The sequence below is a fragment of the Burkholderia sp. Ac-20353 genome, assembly GCF_017104785.1.
Classification (GTDB): Bacteria; Pseudomonadota; Gammaproteobacteria; order Burkholderiales; family Burkholderiaceae; genus Burkholderia.
Genome location: NZ_JAAGPL010000050.1, coordinates 1 through 16,291, shown reverse-complemented (window position 1 = coordinate 16,291; position 16,291 = coordinate 1). Strand labels below are relative to the sequence as shown.

The 16,291-nt window shown below is 61.2% G+C and carries 15 protein-coding genes; 12 read left to right on the top strand and 3 right to left on the bottom strand.

The window, feature by feature from the left end; translation table 11 throughout:
• Window positions 1–24: 24 nt before the first annotated feature.
• Window positions 25–822 (bottom strand): enoyl-CoA hydratase-related protein, encoded by a 798-nt coding sequence (locus G3N94_RS16670; protein WP_205793624.1) that lies wholly within the window; start codon window positions 820–822, stop codon window positions 25–27.
• 24 nt (window positions 823–846) lie between these two features.
• Window positions 847–1,761 (bottom strand): MaoC/PaaZ C-terminal domain-containing protein, encoded by a 915-nt coding sequence (locus tag G3N94_RS16665; protein WP_346778703.1) that lies wholly within the window; start codon window positions 1,759–1,761, stop codon window positions 847–849.
• 273 nt (window positions 1,762–2,034) lie between these two features.
• On the opposite strand from G3N94_RS16665, the gene G3N94_RS16660 reads away from it, so the two are divergent.
• From G3N94_RS16660 to G3N94_RS16650, 3 genes are all read left to right on the top strand, one after another.
• A complete protein-coding gene (locus G3N94_RS16660) occupies window positions 2,035–3,444 on the top strand; it encodes an aromatic ring-hydroxylating dioxygenase subunit alpha (protein WP_205793623.1) in 1,410 nt (469 codons plus the stop codon).
• Window positions 3,445–3,471: 27 nt separating this feature from the next.
• A complete protein-coding gene (locus tag G3N94_RS16655) occupies window positions 3,472–3,846 on the top strand; it encodes a Rieske 2Fe-2S domain-containing protein (RefSeq protein ID WP_205793622.1) in 375 nt (124 codons plus the stop codon).
• An 88-nt stretch (window positions 3,847–3,934) separates the two neighbouring features.
• Window positions 3,935–5,092, top strand: a complete 1,158-nt coding sequence (locus G3N94_RS16650) for a hypothetical protein (RefSeq protein WP_205793621.1) — start codon at window positions 3,935–3,937, stop codon at window positions 5,090–5,092.
• A 202-nt stretch (window positions 5,093–5,294) separates the two neighbouring features.
• Here G3N94_RS16650 and G3N94_RS16645 read toward each other — a convergent pair whose 3' ends face one another.
• The gene (locus tag G3N94_RS16645) at window positions 5,295–6,230 is read right to left on the bottom strand and encodes a 3-keto-5-aminohexanoate cleavage protein (RefSeq protein WP_205793620.1); all 936 of its coding nucleotides are present in this window, start codon (window positions 6,228–6,230) and stop codon (window positions 5,295–5,297) included.
• 299 nt (window positions 6,231–6,529) lie between these two features.
• On the opposite strand from G3N94_RS16645, the gene G3N94_RS16640 reads away from it, so the two are divergent.
• The 9 genes from G3N94_RS16640 (at window position 6,530) to G3N94_RS16600 (ending at window position 16,165) form a co-directional block, all read left to right on the top strand.
• On the top strand, window positions 6,530–7,696 hold the full coding sequence (locus tag G3N94_RS16640; protein ID WP_205793619.1) for an acyl-CoA dehydrogenase family protein: 1,167 nt from the start codon (window positions 6,530–6,532) through the stop codon (window positions 7,694–7,696).
• A 90-nt stretch (window positions 7,697–7,786) separates the two neighbouring features.
• Complete coding sequence (locus tag G3N94_RS16635; protein ID WP_205793618.1) at window positions 7,787–9,370, top strand: NAD(P)/FAD-dependent oxidoreductase; 1,584 nt, start codon at window positions 7,787–7,789, stop codon at window positions 9,368–9,370.
• 28 nt (window positions 9,371–9,398) lie between these two features.
• On the top strand, window positions 9,399–9,635 hold the full coding sequence (locus G3N94_RS16630; protein WP_205793617.1) for a hypothetical protein: 237 nt from the start codon (window positions 9,399–9,401) through the stop codon (window positions 9,633–9,635).
• A 123-nt stretch (window positions 9,636–9,758) separates the two neighbouring features.
• The gene (locus G3N94_RS16625; protein ID WP_205793616.1) at window positions 9,759–10,922 is read left to right on the top strand and encodes an enoyl-CoA hydratase/isomerase family protein; all 1,164 of its coding nucleotides are present in this window, start codon (window positions 9,759–9,761) and stop codon (window positions 10,920–10,922) included.
• Between the two features lie 23 nt (window positions 10,923–10,945).
• The gene (locus G3N94_RS16620; protein WP_205793615.1) at window positions 10,946–11,728 is read left to right on the top strand and encodes an electron transfer flavoprotein subunit beta/FixA family protein; all 783 of its coding nucleotides are present in this window, start codon (window positions 10,946–10,948) and stop codon (window positions 11,726–11,728) included.
• Window positions 11,729–11,744: 16 nt separating this feature from the next.
• Window positions 11,745–12,695 carry an electron transfer flavoprotein subunit alpha/FixB family protein gene (locus G3N94_RS16615; protein WP_205793614.1) on the top strand — a complete coding sequence of 317 codons (951 nt, stop codon included), beginning with the start codon at window positions 11,745–11,747 and terminating at the stop codon, window positions 12,693–12,695.
• A gap of 44 nt (window positions 12,696–12,739) precedes the next feature.
• Window positions 12,740–13,000, top strand: coding sequence for a hypothetical protein (locus G3N94_RS16610; protein ID WP_241021890.1), 261 nt, complete (start codon window positions 12,740–12,742; stop codon window positions 12,998–13,000).
• Between the two features lie 93 nt (window positions 13,001–13,093).
• Window positions 13,094–14,035 carry an NAD-dependent epimerase/dehydratase family protein gene (locus G3N94_RS16605; RefSeq protein ID WP_205793612.1) on the top strand — a complete coding sequence of 314 codons (942 nt, stop codon included), beginning with the start codon at window positions 13,094–13,096 and terminating at the stop codon, window positions 14,033–14,035.
• 495 nt (window positions 14,036–14,530) lie between these two features.
• The gene (locus tag G3N94_RS16600; RefSeq protein WP_205793611.1) at window positions 14,531–16,165 is read left to right on the top strand and encodes an AMP-binding protein; all 1,635 of its coding nucleotides are present in this window, start codon (window positions 14,531–14,533) and stop codon (window positions 16,163–16,165) included.
• Window positions 16,166–16,291 lie beyond the last annotated feature (126 nt).

The window sequence follows — 16,291 nt, the reverse complement described above, 5'->3', positions numbered from 1 at the left end:
GCATTGAAGATGGGGGGGAGTGGATTAACGCGTGACGTACCGCGGCTTGCGGCCTTCGAGAAATGCGGAGACGCCTTCTCTCAGTTCCGCGTTCTGGATGATCGACAACCCTTCGCATGCGAGAGAATTGTCGAGAACGGAAGCCACCATCTGGCGCAGTGGAATGTTGGTGCACATCTTCGTATAGCGGATCGCGGACTGCGCGCCGCGGGCCAGTTGCGACGCAAAGCGCCCGACGGTTGCGTCAAGATCGGCAGCCGATACCGCGTAGTTGATGAGACCGATACGTGCAGCTTCCGTCGCGTCGAGACTGTTGCCGGTGAGGAGGAATTCCTTTGCCTTCGCATAGCCGACGAGCTGAGGCCAGATCAGCGCGCCGCCGTCTCCGGCGACCAGACCGATCCGGACATGCGGATCGGCAATGCGTGCGGTGTCGACGGCAATGATGATGTCGGAAAGCAGTGCAATCGTCGCACCCAGCCCGATCGCATCGCCGTTGATGCGACAGATGATCGGCTTCGGACAATCGAGAATTCCCATGACGATCTTTCGACCTTCACGCAGCGACGTCAAGAATGGCGGGTGTTCGTCGAGCTGACTGTTGACCCATTGCAAGTCGCCGCCTGCGCAGAATGCGCGACCTTCTCCGGTCAGCACGATGACCGACACATCCGGGTCGTCGGCGAGTTCGTGGAAAATCGTCGACAGCTCGTGATGCAGGCCGGCATTGATCGCGTTCAGTGCGTCGGGACGATTGATGGAAACGGTGGCGATCCCGGCGTCGCGCTTGACTGCGAGGTTCGTGTAGTTCGAATAGGGCATCGATGGGCTCATTTTGCTGATGTCTCACTGTGCGATTTCGGCGCGACCGTTGTTCAGCACGACGACGTCGCGCTCGGCGACCCTCGCGCTGAAACTGACGATCGAACCATCGAGCCACATCTCGGTGACGATGGTCTCGCCCGGATAGACAGGGGAAGAAAAGCGGAGGCCCAGTGAGCGCAGGCGAAGTGGATCGTTGTCGCAAAAGGTTTGCAGCACGGCTCGCGTTGCGACGCCCAGCGTGCACAGGCCGTGCAGAATCGGGCGGTCGAAACCCGCCTTGCGTGCCAGTGCCGGATCCGCGTGAATCGGGTTGTAGTCGCCGGACAGCCGATAGAGAAGCGCTGCCTGCGGAAGGGTCGGCAGGCTGCAACGGGCGTCGGCCGGACGGTCCGGGATTGCATGGGGCGAGGGCGCTTCCGTGGTTGTGCCGCCGCATCCGCCATCGCCCCGCAGCACGTAGGTCGACGTGACCGTGCTGACGAGGTTCATCGACTCCTTTTCTCGAAGCTGTTTCTCCTGATAGAGCAATGCGCCCTTGCCGGGCCCCTTGTCGATCACCTTCGATACACGGAAGCTGCCGATGTAAGTCTTGCCGACTTCGAGCGGCTGATGCATTTCAAAGCTTTGTTCGCCATGCAGCAGCTTCACCCAGTCGATTTCGAGCGCGGGCTCCTTCACCCAGCCGCCGGGATGCGAGATGACGTTGACCATCGACGGAAAGGCCTTGAGGCCGTCCTCGTACGCAAACTGCAGTTGTCCCGGGTCGTCGGGCTGACTTCCCGCACCGATTCCGAGTGCATACAACATGCAGTCGCGCGCAGCGAGCGGATGTTCGAGTTCTGGAAATTGCTTCGCGAGTACCTTGTCGAGATTCATGGTTCCTGGCTGGGTAGGTAAGCAAATGATCAGGCTTTTCCCTAGGGTGGCAAGCCGCACACACACATCGTTCTTTGGAATACTATAGGCAAGCATACTAAATATGTCTACTGGTGTATCCCTGATGCGGCGCTGACCTCTATCGAGGACGCGTACGGCTCGGTCGAGCGCTACCTGGTGACACCCGGTGTCTTGCAATAGCGATATGCTTGCATATCGTATCCGTTGATATATATCATGGGCTTTCCGCAGGGGAGCGCGCAAGCTTCACCACGGGTGCCGCGACGATCAAGGCATTCCAATACCTACACATGATGCAAAGGAGATGGCAGGATGAGTCACAACAATGCCGGCGACCGCAAGCGCGGCCACTCGTCAAGCGTGAGTCCGTTGGTTTGCGATCTGCTCGAGAAAGACAGCCGTCCCCTTCCGGCAGCGCTGCGCGCGAGCGGAAATACCGAACCCGGCGCCCGCGCCATCCCGTTCGCTCACTACTGGGATCCTGAAATCGCGTCTCTCGAGACGGAGCGAATCTGGAAGAAAACGTGGCAGTTCGCGTGCCGGGAAGAGGACATCCCGGCAGTTGGCGATCGCATCAATTACGACGTCGGCAACCTTTCTTTCATGATTGTGCGAAGCGCGCCGAACGAAATCCGTGCGTTCCATAATGCATGTCTGCATCGCGGCACGCGTCTGTGTGGCGGCCGTGGTTCCGGCGAGCACGTTCGCTGTCCGTTCCATGGCTGGGAATGGAAGCTCGATGGCAGCCTGAAGCATATTCCGAGTCGATGGGATTTCCCGCAAATCTCGGACGACGAGTACCGTCTGCCGGAAGCCAAGGTCGGGACATGGGGCGGCTTCGTCTTCATCAACCCGGATCCGAATGCCGCGCCGCTGTCGGAAGCGCTGGGTGTGTTGCCCGCACATTTCGAGAGCTGGAAGCCCGAGGATCGCTTCACGTTCGTCCATGTGCGAAAGCTGGTTCGAGCCAACTGGAAGGTGACGCTGGAGGCTTTTCTCGAGGCTTACCACGTGATCGAAACGCACGCCGATGCACTGCCGTTTACCGGTGATGCATCGACGCAGTACGACATCTGGGATGACGGAAAGAGTCATGTCAGCCGGCTGATCACGCCGCTTGGCATTCCGAGCCCGCATCTCGGCGACGACGCGTCGGAGCAAATCGCGCTCGACGCGGTCACGCAGGTCTTTGCGATGGCAATGGGCCCCGATGCCGTCATGCCGACATTCGATGCATCGGACGGCCGGGGGCGAGCCGAACTCGCAGCGTGGCGCCGGCAGGCAATGGGCGCGGCATTGGGGCGCGACTTCACCGCTTTGTCCGATGCGGAACTGGTCGACACGATTCAGTACTTCATGTTCCCGAATTTCTGTCCCTGGTATGGGGAAGGGCTGCCGTTGACGTATCAATTCCTGCCGTACAAGGACAATCCGAACGAATCGGTCATGGTCATCCGCCTGCTGCTTCCGCTTCCCGGCAATGACGTGCCGCGTCCGCCGTCCGCACCGGTCGTGGAACTGGGTTTTGACGATACGTTCGATAGCGTGCCGCAGCTTGGTCTGATCAGCCACATCTTCGAGCAGGACATGTGCAATCTGCCGAACATCCAGACTGGCCTGAAGTCGGCGAGCGAAAAGCATGCGTTCGTGACGCCGGGGCAGTATCAGGAAAGCCGGATCAGTCATTTCCATGAGACGCTCGACCGCTACCTCGGCATTTGAAGGCAGTCGAATCCGGGAGGGGGAGCTGTGTGCGACGACGACTTTGTCGATGTGATGGCGGCAGCAGACTTGCCGGTCCGTGGACAACATGTGGCATGCGTGCGTGGCCGTAGCGTCCTGGTTTGTCGAACAGACACGGGGGTTTATGCATTCGCGAATCTTTGTCCGCATGCACGACAACCCCTCGAAGGTGGAATCGTCGATGCGCGTACGATTCATTGTCCGCGGCACGGTGCCCGTTTCGACGTCGAAAGCGGGCAGGCCGTGAATGCGGTGACTCGCCTGCCGCTGACGACTTATGCCGCTCGTGAGCGCCACGGACGCATTGAAGTCAAGGTGCCGCCGCTGAAACAGCAGGGCTATCTCCCGGATTTTTCAAAGCCTGGTCTGGTAGCAAAATAAATATGGATTCCTGATTTCTGCGAAGCAGGTATCAGATTGCAAGTCCGTTACTAAATCGTGGGCCCATTTCCTTCAAGGAGACAATCGCATGTTTCTCAATGAAAGATCGCGCTGCGCTGCCAATGTCGATCGCGAAAAGACGAAAGCCAAGCGGAGAAAGCTTGCCATCCGCTTGACGGGATGGCTGATGGCCACCGGTTTCCTGTGTGCCGGAACCACTTCGATGGCGCAGTTGTTCGGCTCGTCGCCACAGGTCACTGAGTATGCATTGCCGAATCTTGCGGCCGGACCCTGCGAACTCAAGTTCGACAGCCGCGGCATTCTGTGGATTGAAGACATCCTCGGAAATGCGATATCGCGATTTGATCCGGGCTCCGGCGGGTTCAGCACGTTCCCGCTGAGCCAGCCGGTATCCGTCCCGGGTGGGATGGAGATCGGCCCGGACGGGGCACTATGGTTTCCTCAGGTGGCCACGAATGTCATCACGCGACTTGATACGACGGACGGGTCGATGCAGAACTACCCGATCCCGGTCGGTCAGGTTCTGAAAACGCCGATCAGCGTCGGGACGGCCTTGGCGAGTGCGATCGCAACGGGTAAGGACGGTGCAATGTGGTTCAGCCTGTCTGGCGTCAACGCCGTCGGAAGAATCGATGTATCGACCAAGAATATCGAAATCATCCCGTTGCCTACACCGCTCTCGACAGCAAGCGTGTTGACCCAGATTATCCAGCCTGGGCCAGGAAACACGATGGTGATCTCTCTTGCCGCAGCCAACAAAATCGCGACGATCGACGTCTTTACCCGACAAATCAACCAATACGACGTGCCCACACCGGCGGCGTTGCCGCAGGGCGTCACCACCGACCACAACGGAATAATCTGGTTTACGGAAACCGCCGCTCAGAAATTCGGACGCCTGGACGTCAATACCGGAAATATCATCGAATATGACATGTTGTCCCTGCAGGGTCTGACGAAGAACCTGCTGACGTCGCTTGGCATGCCGTTGCCGTTCCCGGGCCCGATCCGGGAGGGCTCGGACGGGAACATCTATATTGCGGAAGGGGGATTCCAGGGAGGCAACAAGATTGCGCAATTCAATCCTGCCACCAACACGCTCAAGGAATTTGCCGTGCCTACACCGTTGGCGGGAATTTGCGACCTCAATAGCACCCGGGCAGGACAAATCTGGTTCGGGGAGGTAACCGGGAACAAGATCGGCAAGCTGATGTTCGGCAGTTAAAGCACAAAGCGCGATCGACGCGAGGCGCTGGTTGGGTGAGCACCTGCCGGCGCCTGTCAAGACAGGTCAAAGATGCGCGGACGTCGCGCGTGACTCGCAATCAGGAGAGGCCGATCTCGATGCGTCGCCCGCCACGCACCTCGATCGAGGCGCGCGGATCGGGATGACACCTCGATGGAGAACGTGGGCTCGCGGTGCAGACTCAGAATCCGACTTGATCCTGACCTTTGAGGCCGAGCATTTCACGCGCGTCATCTGGCGTCGCGATATCGAGGGAAAGCTCCTGCAGGATGCGGCGAATTTTCGCAACCTGCTCTGCGTTGGACTCTGCAAGGCGGCCACGGCCGATATACAGGCTATCTTCCAGGCCGACGCGTACGTGACCGCCAAAGAGCGCGCTCTGCGTCACAAATCGCATCTGATGACGGCCTGCGGCGAGTACCGACAGATAGTAGTCGTCGCCAAACAGGCGGTCGGCTACTGCCTTCATGTGCGCGAGATTCTCCAGATCGGCACCGGCACCGCCGAGGATGCCGAAAATGCACTGGATCAGGAACGGCGGCTTCAGCAGCCCGCGACGAACAAAGTGATCGAGCGTGTACAGGTGTCCGACGTCGTAGCACTCGAACTCGAATTTGACGCCGTGCCGATGCCCGAGCTCGACGATGATCGTTTCGATATCCTGAAACGTGTTCTTCAGGACGAAGTCCTTCGTGCTCTCCAGATAAGGACGCTCCCAGTCGTGCTTGAACTGGTCGATTTTTTCCGCGGCGCCGGAAATGTTGAAGTTGATCGACCCCATGTTGAGTGACGCGACTTCGGGGCGGGCGGCACGTGCCGCTTCGACGCGTTGGTCCATCGACATGCCAAGCCCTGCGCCGGTGCTGACGTTCAGAATCGCGTCGCATCGCCGCTTGATCGCAGGCAGGAATTGCATGAAGAGATCCGCACGCGGAGAGGGGCGCCCGGTCTCGGGATCGCGCGCGTGCAGATGAATGATGGAAGCGCCTGCGTCAGCCGCCCCGACGGCTGCTTCCGCGATTTCCGCAGGGGTAATCGGAAGCGCAGTCGACATGGTGGGGGTGTGGATCGAACCCGTGACTGCACACGTGATGATGACTTTGTCTGCCTTGCGCATGACGTCTCCAAATGGTGGGTGAAGGTCGTCCGTCAAGCGAGGGCTCCGGACGGTGCGGGCCGCTGTCAGCCTCGTTCGACGTTTTTGTGTAGCATATCATGTGCACGCATACTATATGCGCTATTGTTTAAACGTCAGGTGGTGCCGACGAAGGGGCTTCCGTGCTGACGACCACGGCATCCCGCGGCATTGCAGCAAGAGTATCCTCTTGCATATCGTATGCATACGTACTAATATCGCTTCCGTCGGGCTGGCGATTCGATCGGCTGGTCCTCCTTACCGACTTGAGCTGGGTCTCTATGAATTTCGAGCTGACTGAACTGCATCGGGAAATCGATGCCAACGTGCGCAAAGTGTGTGCCGAATTCGGCGACGACTACTGGAGCGATTGTGACGAGGCGGGTCGCTTCCCGCAGGAGTTCTATGCGGCGATGGCCGCCGCCGGCTGGCTTGGCATCACGATGCCTGAGGAGCTTGGTGGTTCGGGGCTTGGGGTGACGGAAGCTGCCGTGATGATGCACGCGGTGACGTCCAGCGGTGGCGGCTATTCCGCTGCGTCGGCGATTCACATCAATCTTTTCGGGCCGCATGCCGTGGTGGTGCATGGTACGCCCGAACAGAAGCAGCGTTGGCTCGTTCCGCTGATCAAGGGTGAACAGAAGGCTTGCTTCGGTGTGACGGAGCCCGACGCCGGGCTCGACACCACGAGCATCTCGACGTTCGCGACAGCGGCCCCCGGCGGCTATCGGGTCAGCGGCCGAAAGATGTGGACGTCGACAGGGCAGGTTGCCGACAAGATTCTGCTTCTGACACGGACGACGCCGAAAGCCGAATGCAAACGCCCGACCGATGGGATGACGCTGTTTTACACGGATCTCGACCGCAACAAGGTCGAGGTGCGGCGAATCAAGAAGATGGGGCGCAACGCCGTGGATTCCAATGCGGTCTTCATCGACGACCTGTTCGTGCCGGAAGAGGATCGTGTCGGTGAGCAAGGGCGCGGCTTTCATTACCTGCTGGATAGTCTCAACCCCGAGCGGATTCTGGTCGGGATCGAATCCGTCGGCCTGGCGCGCGATGCGATCCGGCGCGCATCCGCCTATGCGCGCGACCGCGTGGTGTTCGGCCAGCCCATCGGACGCAATCAAGGTATTCAACATCCGCTCGCGGAATGCTGGACCCAGACGGAAGCCGCCTACTGGATGTGCCTGCGCGCTGCCTGGATGTACGACCAGGGAATTCCGTGCGGCGCGGAAGCGAATGCGGCCAAATTCCTGTCCGCGCGCGCCGCATTCGATTCTGCAACGCGAGCGGTCTTGACGCACGGCGGCATGGGCTATGCGCGTGAGTTCCAGGTCGAGCGGCTGTTCAGGGAATCGATTCTTCCGCGCATCGCGCCAGTCACCGAGCAGATGATTCTGTCCTTCATCGCCGAGCGCGTACTCGATCTGCCGAAATCTTATTGAAGAGAATTTTGCCGCGACGCTTCTTTTCGATAAAGACCGTCGTACCCATCGCGTGAGAACGCGTGTTCATCAAATATTGGAGACAGTCAGGTGCGGGATTCATACGACATCGTTGTAGTTGGAGGCGGTAGCAACTCGCTGACCGCTGCCGCGTATTTGGCGAAAATCGGCAAGAGCGTCGTCGTCCTCGAGAAAAATGATCACTGTGGCGGCGGCGTCGTGTCGGTGGCGCCCGCGCCCGGATTCACCGGCGATCCGCACGCTACCGGCATGGTCATCTGCCTTGCCAACCCGGCACTGACGCACGACGAGCTCGGGCTGGAGAGCCGCTTCGGGCTGGAGTGGGCCTATACGGAGGCGACGTTCGCCACCGTATTCGACGATAACACCGGGCTGATTACGTGGAACGATCTCGACCGGACGTGCGAATCGATCGCGAAATTCTCGGAGCGTGACGCGCAAACCTACCGGAATTTCGTGCTGGAAAGTCAGGCACTGCTGCCGCTGTTTCTGAAAAGCTATTTCGCGCCGCCCCTCCCGGTCGGCGGATTTATCGGGATGCTCGAGCAGACGGCGAAGGGCCGGCGCATGGTCACCAACCTGCTGGACAGTGCTTATGACGTGCTCGAGCGGACGTTCGAGTCGCCCGAGCTGAAAATGCACATCATGAAGTGGTGTGCGGAGCTCATGATGGCTCCGGAGGTCAAGGGCACGGGGATCGTTCCCACGATGCTTCTGGGTATCGCGCATTCGAGGGGCGCGGGCGCCGTGGTCGGCGGCAGCGCAAACCTGACGAAGGCGATCATTCGATGTATCGAGCATTACGGCGGCGAAATTCGCACGAATTCGCAAGTCGTCAAGGTCAGGGTGAGCGGCGGGCGCGCTGTCGGCGTGGAACTTGCGGACGGGTCGTATATTGCCGCGAAGGACGCGGTCGTCGGCTCGATTCATCCGTGGGATCTGGGCAAGCTCGTCGAGGGCGTCGATCCCGAAGTTGCTGCCGCCGCGGAGCAGGTGACGCTCAGCTCGTTCGGCGCGATCAACCAGCAGATTGCGCTGAGCGAGGCGCCGAAATGGAAGGCGGGCGACGAATACTCGAAATCGATGCTTGTCGAATGCGTGCAGCGCGACTATCTGGCCCTGCGCAAGAGTTTCGACGCCTATCGCTATGGCGAGATGCCGGCGGGGCACCTCAGCCCGCTGATTGCCGTGCAGAGCCTGCATGATCCGTCTCGCGCGCCGGCCGGCAAGGCTGCCATGTATCTCTACCATTTCGCGCCGCTGGAGCTTGCGAATGGCGGTCTCGCGGCATGGGACGACGTCAAGGAACATTGGTGTGACGCGATCTACGACGAGATGTGCAAGTACACGACCAATCTCGACCGCAGCTCGATCATCGGCACGTATCGCGAAACGCCGCTCGATCACCACCGGCATTCGGCATCCATGAAGCACGGCGATATTTTCGGATGCGGAACGACGGTTTCGCAGTTCATGGGGCGGCGTCCCATTCCGGAGCTCGCGCAATATACGGTGCCGGGCCTCAAGGGCTTCTATCTTGCGGGGCCGTTCCTTCATCCGGGCGGCGCCGTGACGCTGGGCGGGCGAGCGACCGCAATGAAGATGCTGATGGATTGGAAAATGGATCTGAAGAAGGCTTTCGTGAGCCTGTGATCGCAACACTGGAAAGAAGGATACGGATATGAAGCTCTACACATCCGACAACGGAGACTTGATGGAGGTGGACGCGCTGAAGCCGAGCGGCGATCACCTGGTCATTACCGGAACCATCATGGGTGCGATGCCCATCGAAGCGCATCTGACACCCGCCGAACTGCGCAGCGCGTTGAAGCTGCTGAGTTTTCGCGTGGTGTTCCTGCTTCTGAAGATGTTGTTTACGACGGAAAGCGTGAAGAGTGAGCCGAGCGCGACGCTTTGAGTAGTCGATCACGGGTTTTCGCATTGGCAATCGAAATCGGCTGTTCGCTAACCGGCACGCGGCGTATCGCGCGGTAGCTTCACGTATCCGCGGAGGGTGCGGCGAACAGCGCTCAGGTTGGAGATGGATGAAGTGGATATCAGTCGCGCAGTGCCATTTCAGCTCGACTTCGACCCGCTGGATCGCTGCGACGCGGACCGGACAATCAAGTTCGAGCAGATTGACCGCGTGGCAGTCGTCACACTGAACCGGGCGGAGACGATGAACGCGTTGTCGCATGACATGGTGCGTCGGATGGTCGAGTGGGTAGCGCATTGCCACGTGGACCGCAATATCGTTGCGCTCGTGATGCGGGGCGGACACGACGGGAATTTTTGCGCGGGGAGCGATATGAATGATTTGTATCGCCTCGTCATGAAGAGCGATGCCGGATGGCGTCAGATGCTTGTCGATCTGTATCGGCTCCAGTTCGCGCTTCGCAGCCTGAAAAAACCTGTCGTAGCGTTGATGGATGGCGTGACGGCGGGCTCCGGGACGGGGCTCGCGCAATCCTCGTCATTGCGTGTCGTCACCGAGCGAACCAACGTATCGCTGCCTGAAACAAGATTGGGCTTCCTGTCGGGAATTGGTGCGATCAGGTCTTTGTCCGATATGCCGATCGAAGTGGCGCTCTACTTGGGCCTCACGGGGAAAACGCTGACCGGACCGGACACCATGCGCCTGGGGCTTGCGGATGCTTATGCGCCCAGTGCGTCGTTGAGTAACTTCGAGAGACGACTCAAGATGCTCGACCTGAGTGATGTTCGGCAGAGTATTCGGGACGTTTTTATCTCGCCGGCGGATCCGATACCCGATTCCGGGTTTGGCCAGTGTCTCCCGTTGATTCGGGCGCATTTCGGCCTTCATTTGACGGTGGAGGAGATCGTCGAATCGATGGACCGCGCGCTCGACAGTGACGTATCGGAGCAAGAGCGTGGCTGGCTTCGCGCTTCAATAGACGCGCTGCTTGCGCGTTCTCCGTTGATGCTCGACGTGACCCGGGAAATGCTGTTGCGGGCGCGATCGATGTCTCCGGAAGACTGCTTGCGAATGGAGTTCGATATCGCCGTCCGGGCCATCGAAGTTGGCGATTTTTGCGAAGGAGTCCGATCAATATTGATCGACAAGGACGATTCTCCTGTCTGGATGTTTCGTTCACTCCGGGATGTGAATCATGCGATCGTACGAAAATTCTTTTCGCCACGCAGTCGCGCGGGGATGCATCCGCTCGCGAACGTCTGTGTCTGATCACACAGGGAGCGGTAAGTGTGATGGTTGTCGATTTCCTGGAGCTATCTGAAGTGACGAAAATTCTTGTTGCTGTGAAAAGAGTGGTAGATGCGAATGTCAAGGTCGGTGTGAAGTCGGACAACACGGGTGTCGACATCGCAAACGTGAAGATGTCGATGAACCCGTTCGACGAAATCGCGGTGGAAGAAGCCGTGCGCCTGAAGGAAGTGGGCGTGGCGACCGAAGTGGTCGCGGTGTCGGTCGGCGTCGCGCAAGCGCAGGAAACGCTGCGTACGGCGCTGGCGATCGGCGCGGACCGCGCGATCCTCGTCGAGTCGAACGACGGCGTCGAGCCGCTCGCAGTCGCGAAGATCCTGAAGGCGCTGGTCGACAAGGAACAGCCGCAGCTGGTGATCCTCGGCAAGCAGGCGATCGACGACGATTCGAACCAGACGGGCCAGATGCTGGCTGCGCTGGCAGGTCTCCCGCAAGCGACGTTCGCGTCGAAGGTGACGATCGCCGACGGCCATGCCACGGTCGCGCGTGAAATCGACGGCGGCGCGGAAACGCTGTCGCTGACGCTGCCGGCGGTCGTGACCACCGACCTGCGCCTGAACGAGCCGCGCTACGTGACGCTGCCGAACATCATGAAGGCGAAGAAGAAGCCGCTCGAGACCGTGAAGCCGGAAGACCTCGGCGTGGACGTCACGCCGCGTCTGAAGACGCTGAAGGTGGCGGAGCCGCCGAAGCGCGCAGCCGGCGTGAAGGTGCCGGACGTGAAGACGCTGGTCGAGAAGCTGAAGACCGAAGCCAAGGTGCTGTAAGGGGGAGCGGATAGAAATGACGATTCTGGTGATTGCGGAACACGACAACGCGTCGATCAAGGCGGCGACGCTGAACACGGTGGCGGCTGCCACCGAGGTTGGCAAATTCGTCGGCGGCGACATCCACGTACTGGTCGCGGGTCACAACGCGCAGGCGGCTGCCGATGCAGCAGCGAAGATTGCTGGCGTTTCGAAGGTGCTGCTGGCCGACGCGCCGCAACTCGAAGCGGGCCTCGCGGAAAACGTCGAAGCGACCGCACTGAACATCGCGAAGGACTATTCGCACATCCTCGCGCCGGCAACGGCCTACGGCAAGAACATCGCGCCGCGCATAGCCGCGAAGCTGGACGTCGCGCAGATTTCGGACATCACGGCGGTCGATTCGGCCGACACGTTCGAGCGCCCGATCTACGCCGGCAACGCGATCGCGACGGTGCAGTCGAGCGACGCGATCAAGGTGATCACGGTGCGTTCGACGGGCTTCGACCCGGTGGCGGCTGAAGGCGGCAGCGCTGCGGTCGAGAAGATCGAAGCGGCGGCCGATGCAGGCAAGTCGCAGTTCGTCAGCCGTGAAGTGACGAAGCTGGACCGTCCGGAGCTCACGTCGGCAAGCATCATCGTATCGGGCGGCCGCGGTCTGGGCAGCGGCGAGAACTACACAAAGGTGCTCGAACCGCTGGCCGACAAGCTGCAGGCTGCACTCGGCGCATCGCGCGCGGCAGTCGACGCCGGCTACGTGCCGAACGACTACCAGGTCGGCCAGACCGGCAAGATCGTCGCACCGCAGCTGTACGTCGCGGTCGGCATCTCGGGTGCGATCCAGCACCTGGCCGGCATGAAGGATTCGAAGGTGATCGTCGCGATCAACAAGGATCCCGAAGCACCGATCTTCGGCGTGGCCGACTACGGCCTCGTCGGCGATCTGTTCACGCTCGTGCCGGAACTCGTGACTCAGTTCGCGTCGTGATCGACGCGAGGTTGGGAACCGGAATCTGGTAACGGTTGGCAGAAATGGAAGTCATGCAACGCGCTCGTCTCGATGCGGCGGCAGCAGTCAACGCAGAAGATGCATCGATCTGGCGTTGGTTTTCCTTGCTGCTCGAGGAGCGTCGCATTCGTTGGCGCCATGCGTTCGATAGCTGGATCGTGAACGTAGATCGAAAACACGTTGCGACCGAGCAGAGTTTTGACGACGCAATACGGGCGGCCAAGACGGTATCGGAACAACTCGGAATCGGATCGCCGAATGAACGAGCGCGTGTCGGAAGATGAATGCCGCTTTGCGGTGAGAGCAGGACGAGATCGACCTGACGTCGATCACGTCAGAGTGCTGATTTCGATTACCTTTTAGAGGGGATCCAGAAAGTGAAAATCCTGCTGTTCGGAGCCACGGGCTATATCGGCAAGCACGTCGCCGCCCGACTCGTTGCGACTGGCCACTGCGTGACGGGTTTCATCCGGAACACCCAAAGCGCTGGTCCGCTCGAAGCGGCCGGCATCACGACCTTGCATGGCGATCTGAATGACGACGCCGAACTTGCGTCGCTCGGACGCGACCACGATGGGATCGTTTGGGCCGCGCAGTTGATGCTTGAAGACGAGCGGCGCGTGGTCTCGACCTTGTTGCGTAATCTCGAGGGCAGCGACAAGCTCTTCATCTTCACGAGCGGTACGAGTCTGCTGTCAGAGCGGACCAACGGCGACTGGAGCGAAAACACCTATACCGAGGACGACACATTCCCGCCGCGGCGTCAGATAGCCCCGCGCCTCGAAATCGAAAACATGGTCCGCGCGAGCGCAGCGCGTCGTATTCGTGCGCTCTGCATTCGTCCGCCGCTGGTTTGGGGGCACGGCGGAAGCAAGGTCATCGCCGATTTGTATCATTCGGCGGCAAAGACCGGCGCAGTCTGCTACGTTGGCCGCGGGCTTAACGTCTATTCCAACATTCACGTCGACGACCTGGCCGAGGTGTACCGACTCGCACTGGAAAAGGGCGTCGCAGGGGCGCTCTATCACGCCGTATCCGGCGAGACGAGCTACCGGTCGATCGCGGAGAAGATCGGTCAGTATTTGAACGTGCCTACCCGTAGCGTCACCGTCAGCGAAGCAGCGGAGATCTGGGACAAATTCATGGGACCGATCGTGTTCTCGTCGTGCAGCCGCACGCGCGCGCCGCGTACGCGGCGAGAACTCGGCTGGGCACCGAGCGCTGTGCATCTCGACATTTTCAACGACTGTGTCGATCCTGCCTATACGCAATCAATGGCCGACCGGCCACTCCCGGCTTGGGTTCGCGTACCGACGTAGCGTGTTCACTCGCCGGTGACCTGTGCGATCTTCTTGACGGGGCCTGGATCGACGGCCGGGCAGAATCGTCATTTTGCAGACTATGCCCCGGAATCTGCTTCGGTTAACAGACAGCGCATTGCGCGGCATGACCGTGTCCTGAGTCCGATTCGATACCGATTCCGGGTGCGTGTTTCTGCTCCCGAACACGTCGCGTCGCATCAGGGTTCACCCTAGGTTGTGCCGCTGCACGCCGGCCGGATCGCCCGGTGCGCGCGGCGCAGCGGGGCGCCACGCGGGCCACGCCGACGCCCGCGACCGCGCGCATTGTCCGTTTCGATCATCTTTGCGGCCGCGTCGATCATTTGCAATACGCGGCCGGTGGGCGATAGTCGGCGTTCGTGAGACGGCCTGCGCCCGGGCGGGACGGGCGTCGATCGAGCGGCGCCAGCATCGATCCGGGAGCGGTTCCCGCGATGCGCGAAACCGGCGCGCCGGCCGCCCAAGGATACCTACATGATCAAGAGACACTGGATCCAGTCGTATGGCTCGATCCCCGCCGAGATCGAAGCCGATCGCCACGCCTCCCTACCTGCACTGCTCGACGATGCGATGCGCCGCTTTGCCGACCAGCCGGCGTTTCGCGCGGGCAGCCGGACGCTGACCTATGCAGACGTCGATCGTCTGTCGACCGCGCTGGCCGCCTATCTGCAGCAGGTCGTCGGGATCCGCAAGGGCGATCGCGTGGCCGTGATGCTGCCCAACGTGCCGGCGTTTCCGGTCGTCTTCATCGCCGTCGCGAAAATCGGCGCGATTCAGGTCAACGTCAATCCGCATTACACCGCGCGCGAGCTCGAGCATCAGCTGAACGACGCGGGCGTCGAGACGATCGTCGTGTGCGGCGGCTCGACGCGCACGTTCGCGGACGTGATCGCCAACACGCGCATCCGGACCGTGCTCACCGTGGGCCGCGACGATCTCGGCGCGGTCGACGTTCCCGGCGACGTGCGCGAAGCGTTGCCGCGCGACGCGATCGCGCTGGCGGACGCACTCGCCGAAGGGGAGCGGCTCGCTTACGAACCGGTCGCGCTCGGCGGCGACGACCTGCTGCTGCTCCAGTACACGGGCGGCACCACGGGGCTGTCGAAAGGCGCCGCGCTGTCGCACCGCAACCTGATCGCGAACATCGCGCAGTTCAGCGCGTTCGTGTCCGATGCGCAGCGGCCGGGCGAGGAAGTCATCGTCACCGCGATCCCGCTGTATCACATCTTCGCGCTGACGGTGAACTTCCTGTCGTACTTCGCGATCGGCGCGGAAAACTGGCTCGTCGCCAACCCGCGCGACATCGACGCGTTCATCGACTTGCTGAAGGCCGCGCGGCCGACGGTGTTCGTCGGCGTGAACACGCTGTACGCGGGGCTCGCGAACCACCCGCGCCTGACGGAGGTCGACTGGTCGCGCCTGACGCTGTCCGCGGGCGGCGGCACGGCGGTGATCGACGTGATCTCGTCGCGCTGGAAGGCCGTGACGGGCTGTTACATCCGCGAAGGCTACGGGCTGTCGGAAACGTCGCCCGTGGTTACGTTCAATCCGCAGTTCATCACCGAATTCACGGGCACGACGGGCCTGCCGCTGCCGTCCACCGACGTGAAGCTGCTCGACGACAACGACCGCGAGGCCGACATCGGCGCGCCCGGCGAAGTCTGCGTGAAGGGCCCGCAGGTGATGCGCGGCTACTGGCAACAGCCGGAAGCGAACGCGAAGGCATTCACGGCGGACGGCTACTTCCGCACCGGCGACATTGGCGTGTTCGACGACAAGGGCTTCCTGAAGATCGTCGACCGCAAGAAGGACATGGTCATCGTGTCCGGCTTCAACGTGTACCCGAACGAGGTGGAAGCGGTCGCGACCGCGTTCGCGGGCGTTGCCGAATGCGCGTGCATCGGCGTGCCGGACGAGAAGACGGGCGAGGCGGTCAGGCTGTTCGTCGTCGTGGCGGAGGACGCCGTCATCACCGAAGCGGACCTGGTCGCGCATTGCCGCGCGAACCTCGCCGCATACAAGGTGCCGAAGGTGGTGCGCTTCGTCGAGCGTCTTCCGAAATCGACCGTCGGCAAGATTCTGCGGCGGGAACTCTCCAACGTCGAGTGAAGCGGGGAAGGCGGGGGAGGTGGCGCGGCGTCGGGACGGCCGCATGAGCGCGCCGCCGCGTTCCCGTCGTGCGGGGCCATTCCCGGACGGCGCGCCGCAGGCGGGCGCACGCGCGCGCACTGCGCC